Consider the following 20969-nt stretch of genomic DNA (forward strand, 5'->3'; position numbering starts at 1 on the left):
ACCACCCACACCGCCGGGCGCCCGCCCCAGGGTGACGACGGCGCCCGAAGGGTGGGCGCCGTCGACAGTTCTGGACGCTGTGTGCGGGAGCTGTGTGCCCGCTCACGCGGCCCGCCGGCCGAGCCGGCCGCCGCGGCGGCGCGCTGGGAGCTGATGGACGCCCGGGTCCGGGAGGCCCCGGCCCGACCCGGCAGGCAGCACCTGGGCACGCCGGCGAATGGCTCGTCGCCGCCGCAGCCGAGCGCATCGGTGCACCGGTTCGGCGACCGCTGACACGACCAGGTCATCCAGTCCTCGGGCGGGCCCGAGTGGTCAGGCCGCCACCGCAGGCCGTGCTCCTCGGCCGGGGCGGGGCCGGCCGGCGTCCGGCAGGGCAACAGTCGGCACCCTCCTCCCGGCCCGTACGCAAGACGGCAGCGCAATGTCAGCTTCCAGGGGAGCTACCGCAACCCACCCGGTCCCTTCGTATGCCGGCCGGGCAGGCCGCCTCGTGCCGAAGCCTCAAGACACTGGAAGGCCGAAGCCAAGGGCCGGCTGCTCTGCAGGGCATCCCTCTCCCCGCTCCGCACGACCCACGTCACTTGGTGCGCAGCCCGGGGCGCAGCACGATGCGTAGCCGGTGAGGTCGTCGGGTGCCAGGCCGGGGCCGGAGGTGAGGATGTCCAGCGGAGCGATTGTGGAAACGTCGGCGATCCCGGCCGTCCACCGGAGCAGGACCCGCCCGGGCCCTGGCCGCCTTCCGTCTGTCCTGGCCGGCCGGGGCCGGCACGCCTATGCCGGTCACCGCTGCGCCGCAAGCGGGCTGGGGGGCGTGCACGAGGGTGCGCTCTGGTCACTTGGGGCAGCCTGACGCATCTCGCCCGAGCCTGTTGTCAGTGGCCTATGCAACAGTATGACGATCGTTCGGATATGTAATCGAAAGGACCCTTCGTGCACGCTCATCCTCGCCGGGTTGCGCTCGCAGCGCTGGCCGCCTCGTCGCTGCTGCTCCTGTCCGCCTGCAACAGCGACGCCAGTTCCGGCTCCGGCTCTGAGGCCAAGAAGGGCAAGGCCACCGCTGGCCCGCCGGTCCCCGCCTATATCACCGCCGCGCAGGCCGAGCAGGCCCTCGTCGCCGTCGAGGATCTGCCTGCCGGCTGGAAGGTCGAGGCCAACGTGAGCATGGACAAGTCGCAGGGCGCGGAAGAGGACGCCGTCACCGGCGCCAAGCCCGAGTGCGCTCCGATCACCAGCGTCCTCAACAGCGGGCGCCTGGAAGAGGATTACAAGGCTAACCACGAGCGGATCTTCACCAAGCAAGGGAGCGATCAGAACCTGCTCGCCCAGGACGTCAGCGGCTACCCACGTGCTCAGGCGGAGAAAGCCATGGCCGGGCTGCGCAACGCCGTCGAGAAGTGCGCGGCCTTCACCGGCAAGCAGAACGGCAAGAAGGCGACGGTCACCGTGAAGAAGACCGCGGAACAGCAGAAGCACGGCGATGAATCCATCACCTACACCGTGAGGATCGTCGCCGGCGACACGCAGATGGACTTCGATATGGGCACCATCCGCAGTCACGGAGCCGTCACCACGGTCCTGAACAACTACGGTGCCCATGGCGACCGAGGCAAAGAAGCCTTCTCCAAGGCCCTGGCCAAGGCCGCTGAGAAGCTGACCGCGGCCGCCGCGCACACCGCCTGATCCCATCATCACGATCACCAGGCACTCCTGCCGGGCGCCCGGCGCGGTGCAGCGCGGGGCCCAGGAGGACTGCCTGGCGACCGCTCTCGCCGGCCGAGGCGGCCTCCCCCGGGATCAGGCCGCCGCTCGCCGGGCCCCGCCCAGTTCGACAGCGGTTTCGAGGCGTACCGCGCCCGTTGTGCCCCTCACTGGCGGCATGGTGCAGGGTGGACCCCATGCTGAGCGATCATCAGGAGTGCGATGTGGTCGTCACGGCGGTGGCGGCCCGGCCCGTCGCGGAATGGTGCCCCAGGCCGTCTCGTGACGCAGCGACCTGGACAACGGCACCGGGGGCACACGGTGTGGATCCTTTGGAGGGACGAGCGTACCCAGATGCGTTCCGCTGGTGGCGGGCTCCGCCCTGGGCCCGGCGGTCAGCGATAGTAGGGCTCGACCGCCGCCCGTACCTCGTCGAGCAGCGCGGGGCCGTCCTGCGGCACGGGCGGTCGGCTGCTGCCCGGCCTGATGGCCAGGAGCTGTTCGTTGGACAGGGCGAACACCACTCGCCGCAACCCTGCCCATTGGATGACGGCCTCGCACATCCCGCACGGCTGGCAGCTGGTGTACATCGTGGTGCCTGCCGCCGTCTGCGCGTCGAGTTCTCTTGCGGCCCACCTCGCCAATTTGAGTTCCGGGTGCGCGGTGATGTCGTTGTCGGTGACGGTGGTGTTGTGCTCCTCGGCCAGGATCGTCCCGTCCGGTCCCGCCAGCAGAGATCCAAAGGGCGGGTTGCCGCTCGCGCGCGCCTCGGCCGCGAGAGAGATGGCCTGTCGGAGGAGGGTGTGGTCGTCGGATGTGGTCATGACTGCTCCATCACGGTGCGGGGTGGGGTGGGGTGCCGGGCGGGAGAAGGTGCGCGGCCACGGTGGCGAGGGCCTGCCAGGCCGCCTGCGGGTGACATGTCGCGCGGGGGTCGCCCGGGTAGGTGTCGAGGACGACGGACTTGGCGCCCAGCTGCCGCAGTTGGTCGAGGTCGTCCATGATCTGGTCGATGGTGCCCTCACCGGCGAGCCGTCCCGCTCCGTCGACCGGTTCCTTGGTGAGTCGCAGGGCGATGCGGGGAGCCAGGGCGGGCACGGGCAAGTGTTGCTCCTCCGCGTACGTCTCCAGCCTGCCTGCGGCTTCGCGCAGCCACGGCACGGTGGGGCGCAGCGGATGCCATGCGTCTCCGAACCGTACGGCCCGGCGCAGCCCCGCGTCGCTGTTGCCGCCGACCCACACCGGGATCCGGCGGATTCCGTACGAGGCGGTGTCCTTCCAGGCGGCTCGGATGTCCCGCAGATGGCCGTCGGTCAGCTGTCCGCGCTGTGAGAACGGGATGCCGAGGGCAGTGAACTCCTGCCGCGCCCAGCCCACTCCCACGCCGAGGACCAGCCGGCCGCCGCTCAGCTCATTCAGATTGGCCGCCATTCGGGCGGTGAGCAGCGGGTGCCGGTAGGGAGCGATGAGGACCGTCGTGCCGAGCTGGATACGGGTGGTGAGGCCGGCCAGCCAGGACAAGGTGGTGAAGGGCTCGTAGAAGGGTGCCGGATAGCGCTCGGCGACATCCGGTGTCATGGCTATGTGGTCCGAGAGCATCAGTAGGTCGAAGCCCAGGCCCTCCACGGTCCGAGCCCAGCTTCGCAGCACTCCGGGGTCAGTGCCCGGGCCGAAATTGGGGACGTTCACTCCGATCTTCATAGGGCCCAACCCTAGGCAGGACGTATGGGTCGTCAGAAGGGATTCCCGCCTGTTCAGAGGCGGTTCAGCCGTGGATCCGCCCGTAGAATGGGCGTATGACCGAGAGTCTCGACGTGACGGACTGGGCGATCCTGACGGAAGTCCAACGGGAGGGCCGGATCCCGTTCACCGAGCTGGCGCGGCGGGTGAACCTGAGCGCGTCGGCGACCAAGGAGCGGGTGCGCCGGCTCGAGGAGGCCGAGGTGATCACGGGGTACCGCGCGGAGGTGAATCCGGAGCGGACCGGTTACCCCGTCATGGCGGTGGTCCGGCTCAAGTACCCGGGACCGGGAACCCGGCACGAGCCGCTGCGTCGGCTGCTGGAGGAGCGCCCGGAGATCCTGGAGTGCCTGCGCACCACCGGAGACGACTGCTACGTCATGAAGGTGGCAGCCACGTCGACGGCCCACTTGGAGGAGATCGTCGACGAGCTGGCCGAGTTCGGGAGCACCACCACCAACCTCGTTCTCAGCCGGACGCTCCCGTTGCGCGGCCCGGGGGTACCTCGGGTGAACACCGTCAGGTAGGCGCTGACGTGGCGCGGACGCCACTCCATCGGCGGGACCCGGCCCGGCGCCCAGCAGCGGCGATCGCCCCAAGTACCCGGGAGGATCGGGGCGGCGACGAAGAACAGGAACGGGTCAGCCGGTTCCCGAGGCGGTTCGACTGAGACCAACCCATTACGCCAGGAGGGCTCGCCAGCGGTCGGTCGACTCCACCATGTCCAGGGTGACCCGCTCCAGGAACGTCCCCACCTTGGCCAGCCGCTGTCCCACGGGAGTGTCCAGCCCGGATGTCCGCGCCGCCGCCATCGCGACCTGCGCCGCCTCCAGCGTCTGCCGTGAGCTGATCACGATCGATCGGTACCAGGCGTCGTCGTCGACCACGTAGATGTCGCGACGCCGTTGCGGATCGTGCTCGCGCCGGACATACCCGTGCTGGACCAGGTAGTTCACGGCCACGGAGACGGAGGCCGGGCTGACCTTCAGTCTGCGGGTCAGCTCGGCTGCGGTGCGCTTGCCGTCTTCGGACAGCAACAGGTCGAGGTGCACGCGCGCCATCATCCTCGGCAGCCCCGACCTGACCGCCATCTCGACGATCTCCTCTTCCCTCGCTCCGCCCGGCACTCCGGTCGCGCGTGGGGGTGACGGCGTGCCACGCCGCGCCCGCTGGGCTGTCGCCCGGTGGGCGTGCTGGGGCCGGTAGCCGCTGGGGCCGCCGTTGCGTCCGACCTCCCGGCTGATCGTCGAGGTCGGCCGTTCGAGCCGTCTGGCGATCTCGGCGTAGGGGAGCCCGTCGGCGAGTCCGGCCGCTATGCGCTGGCGTTCCTGCTGGGTCAAACGTCCTCCTGGCATGCCGTCAGTATTGCCTTCGCCGCCATCCATTGCAACGCACCATTGCGTTCGACCTCAGCGTCATTGCATCAAATTCCCGCCATTGACCTGCAGATACGCCCTCACATCGATTGACGCTTCCATGAATGCAACGTAGCTTTCGAGTTGAGCCAAACACGCACTATCGCGATATCGCGTACCGTCACGGAAATGAGGAATGGTCATGGGTGAGTCCCTGCACACCGTTACGACGATGCCGACGGCTCGTCAGCCCGGCTGTCCCTTCGACCCGCCGGCAGAGCTGATAGACGCCCGCCGGCACGGCCCCATCAGCAGCTACACCTTCCCCGGCGGAAAGCCCGGCTGGCTGATCACCGGATATGACTTGGTCCGCTCGGTCCTGGCCGACTCGCGGTTCAGCTCACGCAGGGAACTCATGCTCCACCCGACCATCGACTACGGCGACATGGAGGCCCCTCCGGCACCGCCCGGCGAGTTCCTCCTCATGGACGAGCCCCAGCACAGCCGCTACCGGAAGCCGCTGGTGGGCAAGTTCACCGCACGGCGGATGCGACTGCTCACCGAGCGCGTCGAGCAGATCACCACCGAGCACCTGGACGCCATGGAGAAGGCCGGCCCGCCGGCCGACCTGGTGACCGCGTTCGCCAAGCCCATCCCCGCCATCATGATCTGCGAGCTGCTGGGGGTGCCGTACGAGGACCGCGGCTCCTTCCAGGAACAGGTCGAGTCGTTCATGAACGGCGAGACGAACGACGAGGACCTGATGGCGGCCTACACCGCGACCCAGGACTACCTCGCGGAGCTGGTGGCCGCCAAGCGCGCGCATCCCACCGACGACGTGCTCAGCGACCTCACCGACACCGATCTGACCGATGAGGAGCTGAAGGGGATCAGCCTGATTCTGCTCGCGGCCGGGTTCGACACCACCGCGAACACGCTGGCTCTCGGCACCTTCGCACTGCTGCAGCACCCCGAACAACTCGCCGCGCTGCGCGCCGATCCCGCGCTCACCGATCAGGCCGTGGAGGAACTGCTGCGGTATCTGAGTGTCGCCAAGACGTTCATGAGGACGGCGCTGGAGGACGTCGAGCTGGGTGGCCGGATCATCAAGGCCGGCTCGCCGGTGATCCTGTCGTACAACACCGCCAACCGCGATCCCGAGCGCTTCACCGATCCTCACGTGCTCGACCTCCGCAGGCAGGACGGCGGGCACCTGGCCTTCGGTCACGGCATCCACCAGTGCCTGGGGCAGCAACTGGCCCGCGTCGAGATGCGGGTCGCCTTCCCCGCGCTGCTCAACCGCTTCCCCACGCTGCGCCTGGCGGTACCGGCCGAGCAGATTGCCCTGCGCCCGGAGACCGCGGACATCTACGGGGTGAAGAGCCTTCCGGTCACCTGGGACGTGTGACCGCGAGCCGGTATCGGGTCCGGGCCGGCTGCGGTTCCAGGCCGGCTACGGTCGCCCGCCACCACTGTGGTTACGCACCTGCGGTTGCTCACCTGTGGTTGCTCACCTGCGGCGATCGCACCCGCCTCGCGCCCTCCGCCGACGGTCCGCCCCCAAGCCGGCGTCGGGCGCAGGGCTCCCGGGCTCGCGCCACGGCCACCGCAACCGTCGGCGGACCGCGGCCCCGGCTAAACGCGGGGGCCGGATACGGCCGGTTCCCGGGTGAAGGCAAGGGCAACCTTCCGCAGCGCCGCCTCCAGATCCCGGCCCAGCCGCCGCATCCGCGCCCGGCCGTGCACAGCGGTGTCGTACTCGACCTGTACGGTCAGCCTCCCGTCGTAGGTGAACGCGGTCAGCTTCGGCGGCATCCCCTCCGCCATCGCGTACACCTCGTCGCGGACGACGCTCAGCCCTGCGGGCGTCGGGTGACGGGGTATCCGGCCGACGTTGGAGACGGCGATCGTCGGCTGAGCGCGAAGGGCGGCCGCCTCCTGCGCGCTGCGGACCCGCTGCGCAGCGAGAAGGAAGCGCGCGGGGTCGCGCCGGGCGAGGGCACCACGGACATCGGCGCAGACCTCGCGGCCGAGGGCGACGGGATCCGCGCCGGCGTCCACCGCCAGCATCGTGCCGAGTCCGGAGGCGCAGTTGAGCACGGTGCTCGCAGGCAGCTCGGGCCGGAGCGAGGAGCGCAGGTCCGCGGCGTTGCCGCAGATCATCGGCAGCGCGCCCGCCTCGGGTGCCAGCCGTGCCCGGACCGCGGCGAGCACGGCCCCGCAGAGCAGGCCGTTGACGGTCAGCCCGTGCGCGCGAGCGGTGGCGACGAGCGCCTCGGTGGTCGCGGTGTCGAGCTCGATGCGGTCCAGCGCGAAGCGGCCCAGCGAGTCGTCGGCCGTCCCGTCGCCGTCCGGTCTCAGCGTGGCGGGCTCCGGTCCGCCGGCGGCGGCCCGGGCCAGCAGGTCGAGGAACTCGGTGACCTCGGCGTCGGTCACGACGGAGGCGAGCCGGGTGTCCACCGCGTCCGGCAGCCGGCACTCGACCGGGGCAGGCAGAGCGGTGCCGGAAGCCAGCGCGGTGTAGCGCCGCCACATCTCGTCGAGCAGCGCGAAGGCGGACCGGCCGTCGGCGATCCCGTGGTGGACCACGAGCACCACCCGGCTCGACCATCCGTCGCGCAGCAGATGTCCCCGGAACAGCCCGGATGCCCAGTCCTGCGGGGAGTTGATCAGCCGGAAGTACGCCTCCTCGCCGCCCTCGGTGACGCCAGTGACGTCGGTGACGTCGAGCTCCGGGCGGAAGTCCTCCTGCAGCCGGAACGCCAGAGCCCCTCCGCCCATGCTGCCTCCCTCCGCGACCACCCGGCAGCGCAGTAGCGGATGCACGGCCGCGAGTCCGGCCAGGGCGCGCCGCAGCAAGCCGGCGTCCACGGTGCCGCGCACGGCCGACCCGATGAACAGGGGCATGCCGGCAACCGGAACGCTCCCGAACCGCGCCGACGCGCTGAAGTAGCTGGTCTCGAAGGGGGAAAGGGCACGCTGCGCGGTCATCTCGGACTCCGTGGCTGAGGTCTCGCCGCCCGGCTGCGGCGACGCCCACCACCCTTCCGGCCCGTGCCGGGCGGGAGAATGGGGCCAGGTACCGCTCCAGGGTGGACCTGGCACCCCTGGGGTGAGGGGGGCAACGGGTGCACGCCCGAGGACCACCTCGGCGAGAGTGACGACGTGCTCATGGGCACTGCCCGCGCCTGGATGCTGATCAAACCCGTACTACGGTCCGCACCCACGTCACGCCCACGGACCGTCGCCGAACACCTCGCCCTCGACGCGGGCGACACACACGATCAGCCTTCGTGGTCACCGCCTCGTGACCGACCAGCCGCCCGGCGACGTCAGGTGCGACGAAAGCCCCACGCCGACCGAACTGTTCGCCGCCTTCCTGGCGTCCTGCACGGCTCACACCTCCTGCACGGCGTTGCCGATGCCGACCCCGGGCGCAGGTGCGGTACCTGCCGCGGAACGACGCCGGGCCGGCGCCTTCCGTCCGGCGTCGCAACGGCGACCGGTCTCATGGGCTACCCGACCCGAGCATCGTGCGCATCTGCGCGATCTCGGCGGTCTGGGAGGTGATGATGCTGTCGGCCAGCCGTTCGGCCGGACCGTACTGCCCTTCTTTCTTCTCGGTGCCGGCCATGTCGATCGCGCCCTGGTGGTGAGCGATCATCATGGTCAGGAACATCCGGTCGAAGGCCGAGCCGGTGGTTCCGCGCAGGTCGTCCATCTGCCGGTCGGTCATCATGCCGGGCATGCCGGCAGGGCTGCCGTGACCCGTGCCGCTCATGCCCCGAGGCACCGGCTCGCCCCAGGCGTTCAGCCAGGCCGTCATGGTGTCGATCTCAGGAGCCTGCGCCTTCTTGATCTTCTCGGCCAGGGCTTTCACATCGCCGGAGGAAGCGTGGGCCTCGGCCATCTCCGACATCACGATCGCCTGCCGGTGATGCGGGATCATGCCCTGGGCGAAGGCGACGTCGGCCTGGTTGTGCTGCCCGGCCGGAACGGACGGCGAGGCCGAGGTTGCGGCCGGGCCGGTCACCGAAGCCTGCGCGGTGGACGGCGGACGGCCGGAGCCGCTTTTGCCTCCGCAGCCGACCAGCACGAGTGCCATGACCGGTACGGCCGCCGTCATCAGGACGCGCCGCCGCAGGCCCCGAGCCATGCTCATCCGGCCGTCCTCCTGGAGGGAATACCGCGTACGTTCAGGACATACCTAACGGATGTGGCAGCGGAAAGCCGGGCACCGCGCCGCTCCGGGACCGGACATCCGCCTTCGGAGGCCGCGGCTGCACCGCCGGCACGGGCGGACACCGCCACACGCGCATCGAGGCCACAGCGCGGCCTCGCCCACGGTGGCCTGCTGGTCACCGCGAGGCGCGGCGCGGTGACCAGCTGCGGCCCAAAGGGCCGGTCGGCCCCGGAGCAGGGGTGTCCGGCCCTGCAGGGCGCCCGAGTACGTGGTGTGATGGAGATGGCGGATGGGACCCCGTGGGGGCCGGGGGAACTGTTGACGGCGGGAACTGCTGACGGCCGTGCACCGCGTGATCAGGATCCGCGGGAATCGGATGGAGCCTCTCCGGACCATGCAGCCGCCCGCCCGGGGCCGCCCGGCGCACCAGGCCCATCGGATCCCTCCGGCGCACAGCAGGGAGGCAGCGGTGTCCCCGATCCGACGCGTCATTCCGTTCGCCGAGCTGGGCCGGGCCGACGTGGGTCTGGTGGGCGGCAAGAACGCCTCGCTCGGCGAGCTGATCGCCCATCTGGCTCCGGCCGGCGTCAAGGTGCCCGACGGGTTCGCCACCACCGCCGACGCCTTCCGCGAACTGCTGGGCACGGAGGGACTGGGCGACCGGATCGCCCGCCACGTGTCCGCATTGCACGACGGTGCCCCACTCGCTCAGGTGGGGGCCGCGATCCGTGCCGACGTCATCGCGACACCTCTGCCGGCCGCGCTGGAGAACGAGATCACCAAGGCGTACGCCCGGCTCGCTCACGAGGCCGGGCGTACCCGTCCCGACGTGGCCGTGCGCAGCAGTGCGACGGCCGAGGACCTTCCGGAGGCGAGTTTCGCCGGCCAGCAGGAAACGTTCCTCAACGTACGCGGGCCAAAGGCGCTGCTGGACGCCTGCCATCGCTGTTACGCGTCGCTGTTCACCGACCGGGCGATCGACTACCGGGAACGGATGCGCTTCGACCAGCTCTCGGTGGCCTTGTCGGTCGGCGTGCAGCTGATGGTCCGCTCCGATCTCGGCGGAGCCGGGGTGGTGTTCACCCTCGACACCGAGACGGGCTTCCCGGACGCCGTCGTCATCAGCGCCGCCTGGGGTCTGGGCGAGAGCGTGGTGAGCGGGCAGGTGGACCCCGACGAGTACGTGGTCTTCAAACCGCTGCTCGGCGATCCGGCGCTCAACCCGGTGATCCGGGTGGCCGTCGGTGCCAAGCGGGGCAAGGTCGTCTACGCGGAGGGCGGGCTCACGCACACCGTCGGGACCACCGAGGCCGAGCGGGCGTCACGCGTGCTCGCAGACGGCGAGGTGCGAGCCCTCGCCGGGTGGGCCGTAGCCGTCGAGGAGCACTACGGGACACCGATGGACCTGGAGTGGGCCAAGGACGGCCGCACCGGGGAGATCTTCGTGGTCCAGGCCCGGCCGGAGACCGTACGCTCCCGCAGCAGCAACACCGTCCTGCGACGGTACCGTCTCACCGGATCCGGCGAACGGCTCGCCACCGGCATCGCGGTCGGGGACGCGGTGGGTGCCGGTCCCGTGTGCGCACTGGGGAGCCCGGTGGAGCTGGAGCGTTTCCCCGCCGGGTCGGTGCTCGTCACGACGGTCACCGACCCGGACTGGGAGCCGCTGATGAAACGGGCCGCCGCGATCGTCACCGACCACGGCGGGCGCACCTCTCACGCCGCCATCGTCAGCCGCGAGCTGGGCGTGCCGGCGGTGGTCGGCACCGGCGACGCCACGACCGTGCTGACCGACGGCCGGTCCGTCACGGTCTCGTGCGCCGAAGGGTCGCAAGGGCACGTCTACGCCGGCCGGGTCGGCTTCGAGGAGTCGGAAGTCGATCTGGCGGGACTGCCACGGACCAGGACCAAGGTCATGCTGAACCTCGCCGACCCCGATGCCGCCTTCCGCTGGTGGCAACTGCCCGCGGACGGCGTGGGCCTGGCCCGTATGGAGTTCATGGTGGCCCACCAGGTCAAGGTGCACCCGATGGCGCTGGTCCACCCCGAGCGGCTGACGCACGAGGACCGCCGCGCCGTCGACCGGCTCACCGAGGGGTATCCCGATCCCGCCGAGTACTTCGTCGACCGGCTGGCCCGGGGAGTGGCCACGATCGCCGCCTCGCGCCGGCCGGCGCCGGTGATCCTGCGCACCAGCGACTTCAAGACCAACGAGTACGCCAAGCTCGTCGGCGGCACACCGTTCGAGCCGGCCGAAGCCAACCCGATGATCGGATGGCGCGGCGCCAGCCGTTACTACAGCGACGGTTACCGCGACGGCTTCGCCCTCGAGTGCCGCGCCGTCCGGCGCGTGCGCGAGGAGTTCGGGCTCACGAACACCGTGGTGATGATCCCGTTCTGCCGCAGCACGAACGAGGCCGACCGGGTCCTGGAGGTCATGGCGCAGGAGGGCCTCGAACGAGACCGGTACGGCCTGCGGGTCTACGTGATGGCGGAGATCCCGGCCAACGTCATCCTGGCCCGGGAGTTCGCCGAACGCTTCGACGGCTTCTCCATCGGCAGCAATGACCTCACACAGCTCACGCTCGGAATCGACCGCGACTCGACGGAACTGGCCGCCCTGTTCGACGAGACGAACCCGGCGGTGACCCGCAGCATCGAGAACCTCGTCACCGCCGCCCACGACGCGGGCCGGCCGGTCGGGCTGTGCGGCCAGCGCCCGAGTGACGACCCCTCGTTCGCCGCGTTCCTCGTCGGCGCCGGCATCGATTCCATCTCTGTGGCTCCGGACAGCTTCGTCACCGTCAAGCAGCACGTGGCAGCGGCCGAACAGCAGTGATGCCGGTCGTCGCCGACAACCCGCCGGGGAAGCGTCGCGGCTGCCACCGAGGCACTGGGAGGTACGGATCGACGACGTGACGAAGGAGGTCGACCGCCTCACGCCCGTCTGACACGCCGGAGACGCAGCCCGCCGGCCGGCGGGCATCGAATCCGCCCGCCGGAACGACCCGGGTGATCAAGAGGATGGAGTCGTCATGGGTACCCCGCAAGAGGGAGCCTCCAGCACCGGTCCCGCACACCCTGGTGACATCGGGCGGCGTGTGGCTCAACGCCGCCGGGAGCTGGGGCTCACACGGGAGGAGGCGGCCGCCCGGGGCGGGCTGGCACCCGGATACTTCGAGTACGTGGAAACGCGTCCTGCCGTCCTTCAGGCGGACGCGCTCACCCGGCTGGCCGACACGCTCCGGACCTCCGTTGCCTACCTGCTGGGTGCCGATGCCGGTCTGCCGCCCGGAAATGCCGGGGCGAACGCCGCTCCTCCCACTCTGGAAGAGCTTCCGGCCGGGGAGTGCTGGGAGCGGCTCTCCGCCGCCGGCGTCGGACGCGTGGTGTTCTCCACCCCCGTGGGACCCGAGGCGGTTCCCGTCAATTTCCAGACCGTCGAGAACGAGGTCGTCTACCGCACGGCCGCCGGCAGCGTCCTCGCCAAAGTCGGTGGTGAGCCGGTGGCACTGGAAGTGGACAGCATCGACTACGCCCTCGGAGAAGGATGGAGTGTCCTTCTCAGCGGCACCGCCGAGCTGATCGACGATCCCGGGACCGTGCGGCGCCTGGAGGAAGAGGCGAACCCTCTCCCATGGGCGGGCGGTTCCCGGAACGTGTGGGTGCGCATTCACATCACCCGGATCTCGGGGCGGGCCACCCACGCTCGCGGGGCTCCACCGTCCCGGTGACCGCGCGTCGGGCACGTGCCGGACGGACCTCGGCAGGTCGGAGCGCGGGAACTCCGGGCGGCGTGTGCCCGCCCGCGCACCGCCGGATGGCGGACTGCAGGATCGTCCTGCGCCGAAGCCGCCTGCGAGTCCGGGCCGCCCGATACGTCCACGACGTGGATCCCGGAGCAACCGGCGGCCGCCCGTGTGTGCCGCCCCGTGCGGCCGCAGGCTCACCGGCAGTGACCCGCCCGCCGGCCCCGCCATGTCGCAGCGGCGGACCGTCCCGGTACCCGGGCGGGCAGCGATCCCGGGCGACGGCCCAGGATCCTGTCCTGCCCCTTCCCGGACGTCTCAGGCAATCGGATCAGGCAGCAATCGGATCAGGCGCCGCCATCCGTTCCCGGGAGAGACATCCGGACATCCCGAGTGGCATGTCGAGCCGTGTTCTCCCAAGGTGGTAGGCGTCTGCAAGCGGACGTCCCGCGCGCCCCGCGGTGGGCTCCGGTTGTTTCCGCAGGAAGACGAGGATCGGGCATGGAGATCAAGTACGCCATGAGCTCGCCGCCCGCCTGTGTGCCCCCGGACGCCTCTTTGGCGGAGACGGCCCGGCACATGGCCGATGCCGGGGTCGGAGCGCTGCCTGTGGTGCAGGACGACGGCGTCATCGGGGTGATCACCGATCGGGACCTGGTCGTACGGGCGATGGCCCACGGGCTGTCGCCCGCGCTGAGAGTCGAGGACGTCATGTCGGGCGACCCGGTCACCGTGGAACTCGACACTCCTGTCGCGGCCGCGCTGCACGCCATGCGGTCGATCAAGGCCCGCCATCTGCCCGTGGTGGACAAGGGAAGGCTCGTGGGCATGGTCTCCTTCGACGATCTGTTCTCGTACCTGTCCGTCGAGCTGGGGGCACTGGCCGAGGTGGTCAACGCGGTCCGCAAGACGCCGAACCCCTTCGGCACCCGGTGATCGCCCCCAGGACTTCTCCTTGAGCGGTGCGCCGAAACTGAGAGGCCGGCCACCAGGAGCAGCGCCGCAGGATGCGGGAAGGCCCGGCCGTCACGGTGGCTCTCCGCTGCCGGACGGGCTGTAGAGGTCGAGCAGGCAGGTGCGGGCGGACCTCAGCCTGCGGCCGATGACCTCGACGACATAGACGAGCAGCGCGTGGTCGAGCGCCGGGTCCTTCGCCGCAGAGTTCGATGACGGCCTCGGCGCCGAACTCCCGGGCACGCACGGGGCTGGTGGCCTCGGCACCCAGGTGCCACGTGTGGGGCGGCACAGCCACGACCAGCCCAGGAGTTCTCCGGGACCCACCACGTCCACGACAGCGGGCCGACGGCCGGGGACATGAAGGTCGAGGTCGACCGAGCCGGCGCGGACGACCACGGACGACCCAGAAGCGGCCGGCGCCTGTGCCCTCCTCGAAGAGGCGCGCGCCCAGGGGGAACGACACCTCGCGGGCGAGGGACATCATTTCGGTCGGGGCGGAACGGCCCGTCGGAGAAGACCCCACGCCATGGGCCCGCGGCCCGTCGGCGGACGAAAAGTCCAGGTGGGACTGTTCGGCCTATGCCTGTCGCGAGCGATGGAGTCACTCTGGAGGTGAGTAGGTGGTCACCGCCTGAGGAGGTCGCATGGCCACTCCGGACCGGCCGCCCGGCGCACAGCCCGGTCCACCGGGCCCGAGCCCCGGCCGCTTCACCCGACGACGGCTGCCCCTGCCGTTCGGCGGGACGCACGCCTGGCTCGACGCCGTGCTGACACTCATGGTGATCATCGGCCTTGCGACGGTCCCGCTCGTGGTGGGCACCGCCGTCTACTCCTCCCAGACGCGTATCGCACACGCTCAGTCCGCGGAACGGCACCAGGTGACCGCCCGGCTCGTCACGGACGCCCGGGAAATCCCGCAACGCGCCAGGAACGGTGGACCCGACCTTCAGGACGCACGGGTGAGCTGGACGAACGAAAGGGGCGATACCGCCACGGGCACCGCCCGTGTGCCGACGGGCACACGCGAGGGCTCCGAGGTGCGCATCTGGGTGAACCGGTCGGGCTCCGTCACCGATCCTCCCCTGAGTCGGCCGTCGGCCATGGCCACGGCCTGGCTCACCGGTGGTCTCATGGCCTCACTGGTGATCGGAGCGGCTCTGGGCACACGGCGGGTGCTCGTCGTCCTGCTCGACCGCAGGCGGTACAGGCACTGGGAGGCGGAGTGGGAACAAGTCGAGCCCGAGTGGTCCGGACGGGCCCGCGGATGAGGCACCTCGGCGTGCCGCCCTCGCCCGGCCGCATGCCGGCGGGGGACTGAGACACCACCCCGGAGACCGGGCCGAGGTCCCGGAAAGGAACCCGTTGAACGACAGGAAGCTCCCCCTGGTCGCCGGCGTCTCCCGCGCGGAGACCATGGTCCGGACCGTCGCCTGGGCAGCCGGGGAAGCGGCCCTGCGGGGTCTCCCGCTGCATCTGGTGCACGCGGTGCAGTGGCCGCCGGCGCCGCGTCACGGGGCCGTCCGGCCCCAAGGCCGGACCCGGGGTCCCCGTGCACGCGCAACGGATCGGAGGCACGGTGGAAGGGCGGGCGGGACGGCGCTCCGGGGCCGCTCCCCTGGCACCCCGGAGGTGAGGATGACCGGCGCTTCGCCAGCGGCAATGAGGCTCCGCCCGGGACTGCTGTCCTTCCTCGGCGGCGTCGGCACCGTGACCGGCAGCAAGTTCATGATCGAGACCGATCACGTACGGATCCTGGTGGACTGCGGTCTCTTCCAAGGCCTGGCCGACCTCCGCCGCCTGAACTGGCGGCGCTTCCCGGTCGACGCCTCGGCCGTCCACGCCGTCGTCCTCACCCACGCTCACCTCGACCACTGCGGATACCTGCCCAGACTGGTCAGGCAGGGCTTTCACGGGGACGTGTTCTGCAGCGCGAACACGGCCCGGCTCGCCGAGATCGTGTTGCGCGACAGCGCCCGGCTGCAGGTGGAGCAGGCCGACCACTGCAATCGCTACGGCCACTCGAAGCACCACCCCGCGGAGCCCCTCTACGACGAAATGGACGTCGATCGCACGATGCGGCTGTTCCGGACCGTCGAGCACGGCGTGCGGACGGAGGTCGCCCGGGACACCTCTCTGGTCCTCCACAACGCCGGGCACATCCTGGGCTCCACCTGGGCGCTGCTCACCCTGGAGGACGGGCACACCCTGGCCTCCAGCGGTGACCTCGGCAGGCCGGTGCACCCCCTGTTGCGCCCGCCGGAGCCCTTCACCGGCGCCGACGTACTGCTGCTGGAGTCCACGTACGGCAACCGGCGTCACGACACCGACAGCAGCCGGGCGGTGTTCAGAGAGGCGCTGAGCAGGACGTTCGCGCGGGGCGGGACCGTAGTGATCCCCGCCTTCGCCGTCGACCGCACCGAGGTCGTGCTGCACGAGCTGGCCGGTCTCAGGCGGGCCGGCGAGCTCCCGCCGGCGGTGCCCGTGTACGTGGACAGCCCCATGGCGCTGGCCGCACTGCACGTCTACGAGGACGCCCTGGCCGCACGAGCACCGGAGATACGGCCGGAGGTGGTGGAAGCCGGAGCGCCCGTCCTGGACCCGGCGCCCTTCTCCGCCGCCCGTTCGGTGGAGGAGTCGACGGCCGTCCAGGAGGTGGCAGGGCCGGCCGTGATCGTCTCCGCGTCGGGGATGGCGACCGGCGGCCGCGTCCTGCGCCACCTGGCTCGGTGCCTACCCGATGCGCGGAACACGGTCGTCGTCGTCGGATTCGCCGCCCGGGGCACCCGGGCCCGTGACCTGGTCGACGGCGCGCGCACGCTCAAGATGCTCGGCGGCTACGTGCCCGTACGCGCGGAAGTCGTGAGCGTGCCGGGGCTGTCGGCCCACGCGGACGCGGCCGAGCTCCTGGGCTGGCTCCGCGGCGCCCCCGCGCCGAGCGCGACGTATCTCGTGCACGGCGAGCCGGAGTCGGCCGCGGTGTTGCGGACCCGCATCGAGCGGAGCCTGCGGTGGACCGCGGTGGTGCCCCGGTCCGGCGAGCGGGTCCTGGTCCGCTGAGTCTCTCCTGCCAAGGCATCGAGAAGGAGGCATCACGTGGTCGATACGGCGCACCGAGGCCCCTGCTGCCGCCCGGGCGGTCTGTGATGCCGGCCGGCACCGGTCTTCTGCGACCGGGTGACGCCCCGGGCCCCGGCGCCCCTTCCCCGGCGGACCGGTCCGAAGTGCAGACGCTGCCGCCGCCGGCCGTCTTCGCCGCCCTGGACAGCAGCCCCAGCGGTCTGCCGGACGCGGAGGCGGCGTCGCGCACCGTACGCTTCGGGGCGAACGAGCTGCCGCGTACGGCCCGCAGGGCACCTTGGCGGCAGCTGGCCGCCCAGTTCACCGACCTCTTCGCCGTCGTGCTGATCGTCGCCTCGGCGATCACCTTCCTCGCCTGGGGACTCCAGCACCCGAGGGACATGGGGACGCTGCAACTGGCCATCGCCATCCTCGGCGTGGTGCTGCTCAACGCGGTCATCGGCTTCGTACAGGAGTACTCGGCGGAGCGTACGGCGGAGACGCTGCAGGCGATGGTCCCGCACGCCTGCCGTGTGCTGCGTGCCGGGGAGCGGCGGGAAGTGCCGGTGCGTGACCTGGTCCCCGGGGACGTGCTGCTGCTGGAGGCGGGGGACGCGGTCCCCGCGGACTGCCGTCTGGTGGAGGCGTACGACCTGTCGGTGAACAACGCGGCGCTGACCGGGGAGAGCGACGCCGTGGGGCGCACGGCCGAAGCCGTGGCGCCCGGGCCCGTGCTGCAAGCGCGCAATTTCGTGTTCATGGGCACCGACGTGGTCGTCGGCTCGGCGAAGGCGGTCGTCTCCGCGACGGGCGGCGCGACGGAGTTCGGGCGCATCTTCCGTCTCGCCGCCGCTGCCCCGCGCCAGCGCACTCCGCTGCAACGACAGGTGGCCGTCATGGCGCGCCGGGTGGCGGTGGCGGCTCTGGCGACCGGTGCCGTGCTGTTCGCCGTGCGGCTTCCCACCGGGCAGTCGCTGGTGTCGTCGTTCGTGTTCGCGCTCGGGGTGATGGTGGCCCTGGTCCCCGAGGGGTTGCCGGCGACCTTGTCGGTGTCGCTCGCCGTCGGGGTGCGGCGCATGGCCCGCCGGCACGCCCTCGTGAAGAAGCTGCTGGCCGTGGAAGCCCTCGGCTCCACCACGGTCGTGTGCACGGACAAGACCGGCACGCTCACTCAGGCCGAGATGACCGTGGTGCAGGCCTGGGCGGGTGGCGTCACGCACACCGTGTCCGGTGTCGGATACGTGCCCGAGGGCGAGGTGTCGGGCGACGGGGAGGTGCGCGGCCTGCTCCGGGCGGCGGCGCTCTGCTGCGACGCCCGGCTGGTGCCGCCGTCCGGCCGTCGCGGGTGGCACGTGCTGGGCGACACGACCGAGGGCGCCCTTCTGGTGGCGGCGGCCAAGGCGGGTCTCGACGTGTCCTCGGACAACGCCGCCGCACCCCGTACGGCCACGTACCCGTTCGACCCGGTGCGCAAGATGATGAGCGTGGTGTGCGCAGAGCCCGGTGGTGACGGCCACCGGTCGTACGTCAAAGGGGCTCCGCAGGAACTGCTGGGGCGCTGTGCCGACATCGACTGGCAGGGATCGCGCAGGCCCCTGACGGGTGAAATGCGGGCCGCAGTCACCACAGCCGTCGACGGACTCGCCGCGCAGGGGCTGCGAACGCTCGGCGTGGCGGCCCGTGCGGTCTCCGGTGCCCGGCCGGCTCAGGACGAGGCCGAGAACGGGCTGACGCTGCTGGGGTTCGTGGGCATGCTCGACCCTCCCCGCCCGGAGGTCAGTGCCGCGGTGGCCGCCTGCCGCTCCGCCGGCATCCGCATCGCCATGGTGACGGGCGACCATCCGCTGACGGCCGAGGCCGTGGCCCGGAGGGTCGGCATCGTCCGTGGGGCACGCCCCACCGTGGTGACGGGCAGCCGCCTGGACGCCATGGACGACGAGGAGTTGGGCCGGCTGCTCGCCTCGTCCGGCGAGCTCTTGCTGTGCCGGGTCAGTCCCGAGCACAAGATGCGGGTGGTCACCGCCTTCCAGCGGCGCGGCGAAGTGGTCGCGGTGACCGGCGACGGGGCCAACGACGCGCCGGCCCTCAAGCACGCGGACATCGGGGTAGCCATGGGCGCCTCCGGTACGGACGTGGCCCGGGAAGCGGCCGTCATGGTCCTGCTGGACGACTCGTTCGCCTCGATCGCGGTGGCGGTGCGGCTGGGGCGCTCGGTCTACCAGAACATCCGCAAGTTCCTGGTCTACCTCTTCAGTCACAACGTCGCCGAGCTCGTGCCCATCCTCGCCGCGACTTTCGTGGGCTTCCCGCTGGTGCCCATCAGCGCCGTGCAGATCCTGGCGATCGACCTGGGCTCCGACGTCCTGCCGGCACTCGCCCTGGGCACCGAGCCGCCGGAGCCCGACGTCATGGAGCGCCCGCCGCGCTCGCGGGACGAGCGGCTCTTCTCCACCGACGTCGTCCGGCGCTTCCTCTTTCTGGGCACCATCCAGGCGCTCGGCGTGTGTGCCGTGTTCTTCTGGCGGGTGAACTCCGCCGGCATCCCCTATTCCGCGTTCACCGCGGACAACCCCGTCTACCGGGAGGCCGTCACCATGACCCAGGCCGGCATCGTGGTCAGCCAGTTCTTCAACGCCCTGGCGGTACGCACGGAGCGGCAGAGCGTCCTGCGCGCCGGCCTGTTCTCGAACCCCGCGCTGCTGGCCGCCGGGCTCCTGGGCATCGGTTTCATGGCCGCCATCAGCTACGCACCTGCACTGCAGGCCGTCTTCCACACCGCGCCGCTGAGCGCGGCCGACTGGGCGCTGCTGGTGTGCCTCGGGCTCCTCCTGCTGGCCGCCGAGGAAACACGGAAGTGGTGGCTACGGCGCGGGGAACCGGCCGCCGGAGAGGAGGCACACCGATGAGGCTGATCATCGTCGGCTGCGGCAGAGTGGGTTCCGCCTTGGCGGCCCGGCTCGTCGCCGAGGGACACGACGTCGACGTCATCGACCGGGTCGCCCGGGCCCGCCGGCTGCTTCCGGAGAACTTCGGCGGCCGGTTCCGTACGGGCAACGGCTACAGCCGGACGGCCCTGGAGTCGGCCGGTATCGAACACGCCGACGCCTTCGTCGCCGTCACCTCCCGCGACGACAGCAACATCGTCTGCGCCCGTACGGCGAAGGAGACCTACCGGGTGCCGATGGTCTTCGCCCGGGTCTACGATCCGCGGCGCGCCGGCCTCTACCGCGAGCTGGGCATCCCGACGATCGCCGGCGTGAGCTGGACCGTCGACCGCATCCACCGGATGCTGCTGCACCGCCATCTGGAGCCGGAGCTCACCTTCGGCAACGGCGAGACGCTCCTGGTGCGTTCGGTCCTCCCCCGCTACTTGACGGGCCGGCCGGTCACCGACTTCGACGTGGACGGGGAGATCCGCGTCGTGGAAGTCACCCGCGCCGGGCACTCCCTCATCCCGGTCCACGGCACCCCGGCCGAGCCGCACGACGTCGTGACCTTCGCCGTCGCCGCCAAGTCCCTCGGCCGGCTGCGCGCCTTTCTCGACAAGGAGCTGGGAACATGAAGGTCGTGGTCGCCGGGGCCGGCCGGCTCGGGACGAAGATCGCCCAGGTCCTGGCCGCCACCGGCCATCAGGTGACGCTCGTCGACACCGACGAGGAGCGTGTCGACGAGCTGAGGGGACAGGCGGCCGCCGACCTGGTCGGCGGGAACGCCTGCGAGCCCGCAGTCCTCGAACACGCCGGCGCGCGGACGGCCGACCTGGTGGTCGCAGCGACGGGACAGGACGACACCAACCTCGTCATCGCCCTGCTGGCCAAGCGGCACTTCTCGGTCCCTCGCGTGGCCGCACGCATCAACGACGACGAGAACGCCTGGTTGTTCGACCGGCACTGGGGCGTCGACATCGCGCTTCCGGTCGCCTCGCCCCTGGTCTCGCTGATCGAGGAGGCCACGGCGGCGACCGACACCGTGGCCCTGCTGCGCCTGAGCAAAGCCGGGGTCGACGTGATCGAGACGGCCATCACCGAACAGTCCCGGGCGTCGGGCCGAGCGCTGGACGACGTCCCGCTCCCCGCCGGTACGGTCGTCGCGACCGTCATCCGCGACGGCCAACCGACCGCTCCCGCTCCCGGCTTGCTGCTCCGGCCGGGCGACGAGGTCCTGCTCGTCTCGCACGAGGCGTCGGAACGAGAAATCCACGCCGCCTTCCAATGACGACGGAGAGCGAAG

At 71.2% G+C, this 20969-nt stretch carries 17 protein-coding genes and 1 pseudogene; 12 read left to right on the plus strand and 6 right to left on the minus strand.

All coding sequences use genetic code 11. From position 1 onward, the window contains the following. Both ACOTKD_RS01915 and ACOTKD_RS01920 read left to right on the plus strand, forming a co-directional pair. Positions 1 to 273, plus strand: a 273-nt coding sequence (locus ACOTKD_RS01915; protein WP_424887042.1) for a hypothetical protein, incomplete at its 5' end; no start/stop codon positions are given. A gap of 657 nt (positions 274 to 930) precedes the next feature. Next, entirely contained in the window at positions 931 to 1680 is a 750-nt protein-coding gene (locus ACOTKD_RS01920) for a hypothetical protein (protein WP_424887043.1), read from the plus strand. Between the two features lie 413 nt (positions 1681 to 2093). Here ACOTKD_RS01920 and ACOTKD_RS01925 read toward each other — a convergent pair whose 3' ends face one another. Continuing rightward, a complete protein-coding gene (locus ACOTKD_RS01925) occupies positions 2094 to 2522 on the minus strand; it encodes a nucleoside deaminase (RefSeq protein WP_424887044.1) in 429 nt (142 codons plus the stop codon). A gap of 10 nt (positions 2523 to 2532) precedes the next feature. Further along, a complete protein-coding gene (locus ACOTKD_RS01930) occupies positions 2533 to 3399 on the minus strand; it encodes an LLM class flavin-dependent oxidoreductase (protein ID WP_424887045.1) in 867 nt (288 codons plus the stop codon). Positions 3400 to 3494: 95 nt separating this feature from the next. Here ACOTKD_RS01930 and ACOTKD_RS01935 point away from each other — a divergent pair, with 95 nt between their 5' ends. Further along, the gene (locus ACOTKD_RS01935; protein WP_424887046.1) at positions 3495 to 3965 is read left to right on the plus strand and encodes an Lrp/AsnC family transcriptional regulator; all 471 of its coding nucleotides are present in this window, start codon (positions 3495 to 3497) and stop codon (positions 3963 to 3965) included. A 153-nt stretch (positions 3966 to 4118) separates the two neighbouring features. Here the strand turns inward: ACOTKD_RS01935 and ACOTKD_RS01940 are convergent, their stop codons facing one another. Then, positions 4119 to 4793, minus strand: coding sequence for a helix-turn-helix domain-containing protein (locus ACOTKD_RS01940; RefSeq protein ID WP_424887047.1), 675 nt, complete (start codon positions 4791 to 4793; stop codon positions 4119 to 4121). Positions 4794 to 4995: 202 nt separating this feature from the next. Here ACOTKD_RS01940 and ACOTKD_RS01945 point away from each other — a divergent pair, with 202 nt between their 5' ends. Further along, positions 4996 to 6201, plus strand: coding sequence for a cytochrome P450 (locus ACOTKD_RS01945; RefSeq protein ID WP_424887048.1), 1206 nt, complete (start codon positions 4996 to 4998; stop codon positions 6199 to 6201). A gap of 227 nt (positions 6202 to 6428) precedes the next feature. Here the strand turns inward: ACOTKD_RS01945 and ACOTKD_RS01950 are convergent, their stop codons facing one another. Next, positions 6429 to 7784, minus strand: a complete 1356-nt coding sequence (locus ACOTKD_RS01950) for a phthiocerol/phthiodiolone dimycocerosyl transferase family protein (RefSeq protein ID WP_424887049.1) — start codon at positions 7782 to 7784, stop codon at positions 6429 to 6431. A 517-nt stretch (positions 7785 to 8301) separates the two neighbouring features. Beyond that, entirely contained in the window at positions 8302 to 8898 is a 597-nt protein-coding gene (locus tag ACOTKD_RS01955; RefSeq protein ID WP_424887050.1) for a DUF305 domain-containing protein, read from the minus strand. 547 nt (positions 8899 to 9445) lie between these two features. On the opposite strand from ACOTKD_RS01955, the gene ppsA reads away from it, so the two are divergent. The 3 genes from ppsA (at position 9446) to ACOTKD_RS01970 (ending at position 13661) form a co-directional block, all read left to right on the plus strand. Continuing rightward, positions 9446 to 11815: a phosphoenolpyruvate synthase gene (ppsA, locus tag ACOTKD_RS01960; protein WP_424887051.1), complete on the plus strand. Its 2370-nt coding sequence runs from the start codon at positions 9446 to 9448 to the stop codon at positions 11813 to 11815. Positions 11816 to 12011: 196 nt separating this feature from the next. Beyond that, entirely contained in the window at positions 12012 to 12710 is a 699-nt protein-coding gene (locus ACOTKD_RS01965) for a pyridoxamine 5'-phosphate oxidase family protein (protein ID WP_424887052.1), read from the plus strand. A 516-nt stretch (positions 12711 to 13226) separates the two neighbouring features. Next, positions 13227 to 13661, plus strand: coding sequence for a CBS domain-containing protein (locus ACOTKD_RS01970; protein ID WP_424887053.1), 435 nt, complete (start codon positions 13227 to 13229; stop codon positions 13659 to 13661). Between the two features lie 90 nt (positions 13662 to 13751). On the opposite strand, the pseudogene ACOTKD_RS01975 reads toward ACOTKD_RS01970, so the two are convergent. After that, a pseudogene (locus ACOTKD_RS01975) lies at positions 13752 to 14166 on the minus strand (Crp/Fnr family transcriptional regulator). A gap of 160 nt (positions 14167 to 14326) precedes the next feature. On the opposite strand from ACOTKD_RS01975, the gene ACOTKD_RS01980 reads away from it, so the two are divergent. From ACOTKD_RS01980 to ACOTKD_RS02000, 5 genes are all read left to right on the plus strand, one after another. Beyond that, positions 14327 to 14950, plus strand: coding sequence for an Rv1733c family protein (locus tag ACOTKD_RS01980; protein ID WP_424887054.1), 624 nt, complete (start codon positions 14327 to 14329; stop codon positions 14948 to 14950). 391 nt (positions 14951 to 15341) lie between these two features. Continuing rightward, on the plus strand, positions 15342 to 16739 hold the full coding sequence (locus ACOTKD_RS01985) for an MBL fold metallo-hydrolase RNA specificity domain-containing protein (protein ID WP_424887055.1): 1398 nt from the start codon (positions 15342 to 15344) through the stop codon (positions 16737 to 16739). Positions 16740 to 16903: 164 nt separating this feature from the next. After that, the gene (locus ACOTKD_RS01990) at positions 16904 to 19645 is read left to right on the plus strand and encodes a cation-translocating P-type ATPase (RefSeq protein ID WP_424887056.1); all 2742 of its coding nucleotides are present in this window, start codon (positions 16904 to 16906) and stop codon (positions 19643 to 19645) included. Continuing rightward, a complete protein-coding gene (locus ACOTKD_RS01995) occupies positions 19642 to 20301 on the plus strand; it encodes a potassium channel family protein (protein ID WP_424887057.1) in 660 nt (219 codons plus the stop codon). Before ACOTKD_RS01990 ends, ACOTKD_RS01995 begins: the two co-directional genes overlap by 4 nt. Next, positions 20298 to 20954, plus strand: a complete 657-nt coding sequence (locus ACOTKD_RS02000; RefSeq protein WP_424887058.1) for a potassium channel family protein — start codon at positions 20298 to 20300, stop codon at positions 20952 to 20954. The genes ACOTKD_RS01995 and ACOTKD_RS02000 overlap by 4 nt, the downstream gene beginning before the upstream one ends. Positions 20955 to 20969 lie beyond the last annotated feature (15 nt).

Source organism: Streptomyces sp. XH2, from assembly GCF_049725035.1.
Taxonomy (GTDB): Bacteria; Actinomycetota; Actinomycetes; order Streptomycetales; family Streptomycetaceae; genus Streptomyces; species Streptomyces roseoverticillatus.

Bases quoted from the DNA above. Each gene is read 5' to 3' on its own strand.
- ACOTKD_RS01925 (WP_424887044.1), bottom strand. From the start codon at position 2,522: ATGACCACATCCGACGACCACACCCTCCTCCGACAGGCCATCTCTCTC.
- ACOTKD_RS01930 (WP_424887045.1), bottom strand. From the start codon at position 3,399: ATGAAGATCGGAGTGAACGTCCCCAATTTCGGCCCGGGCACTGACCCC.
- ACOTKD_RS01935 (WP_424887046.1), top strand. From the start codon at position 3,495: ATGACCGAGAGTCTCGACGTGACGGACTGGGCGATCCTGACGGAAGTC.
- ACOTKD_RS01940 (WP_424887047.1), bottom strand. From the start codon at position 4,793: ATGCCAGGAGGACGTTTGACCCAGCAGGAACGCCAGCGCATAGCGGCC.
- ACOTKD_RS01945 (WP_424887048.1), top strand. From the start codon at position 4,996: ATGGGTGAGTCCCTGCACACCGTTACGACGATGCCGACGGCTCGTCAG.
- ACOTKD_RS01950 (WP_424887049.1), bottom strand. From the start codon at position 7,784: ATGACCGCGCAGCGTGCCCTTTCCCCCTTCGAGACCAGCTACTTCAGC.
- ACOTKD_RS01955 (WP_424887050.1), bottom strand. From the start codon at position 8,898: ATGGCACTCGTGCTGGTCGGCTGCGGAGGCAAAAGCGGCTCCGGCCGT.
- ACOTKD_RS01965 (WP_424887052.1), top strand. From the start codon at position 12,012: ATGGGTACCCCGCAAGAGGGAGCCTCCAGCACCGGTCCCGCACACCCT.
- ACOTKD_RS01970 (WP_424887053.1), top strand. From the start codon at position 13,227: ATGGAGATCAAGTACGCCATGAGCTCGCCGCCCGCCTGTGTGCCCCCG.
- ACOTKD_RS01980 (WP_424887054.1), top strand. From the start codon at position 14,327: ATGGCCACTCCGGACCGGCCGCCCGGCGCACAGCCCGGTCCACCGGGC.
- ACOTKD_RS01985 (WP_424887055.1), top strand. From the start codon at position 15,342: ATGAGGCTCCGCCCGGGACTGCTGTCCTTCCTCGGCGGCGTCGGCACC.
- ACOTKD_RS01995 (WP_424887057.1), top strand. From the start codon at position 19,642: ATGAGGCTGATCATCGTCGGCTGCGGCAGAGTGGGTTCCGCCTTGGCG.
- ACOTKD_RS02000 (WP_424887058.1), top strand. From the start codon at position 20,298: ATGAAGGTCGTGGTCGCCGGGGCCGGCCGGCTCGGGACGAAGATCGCC.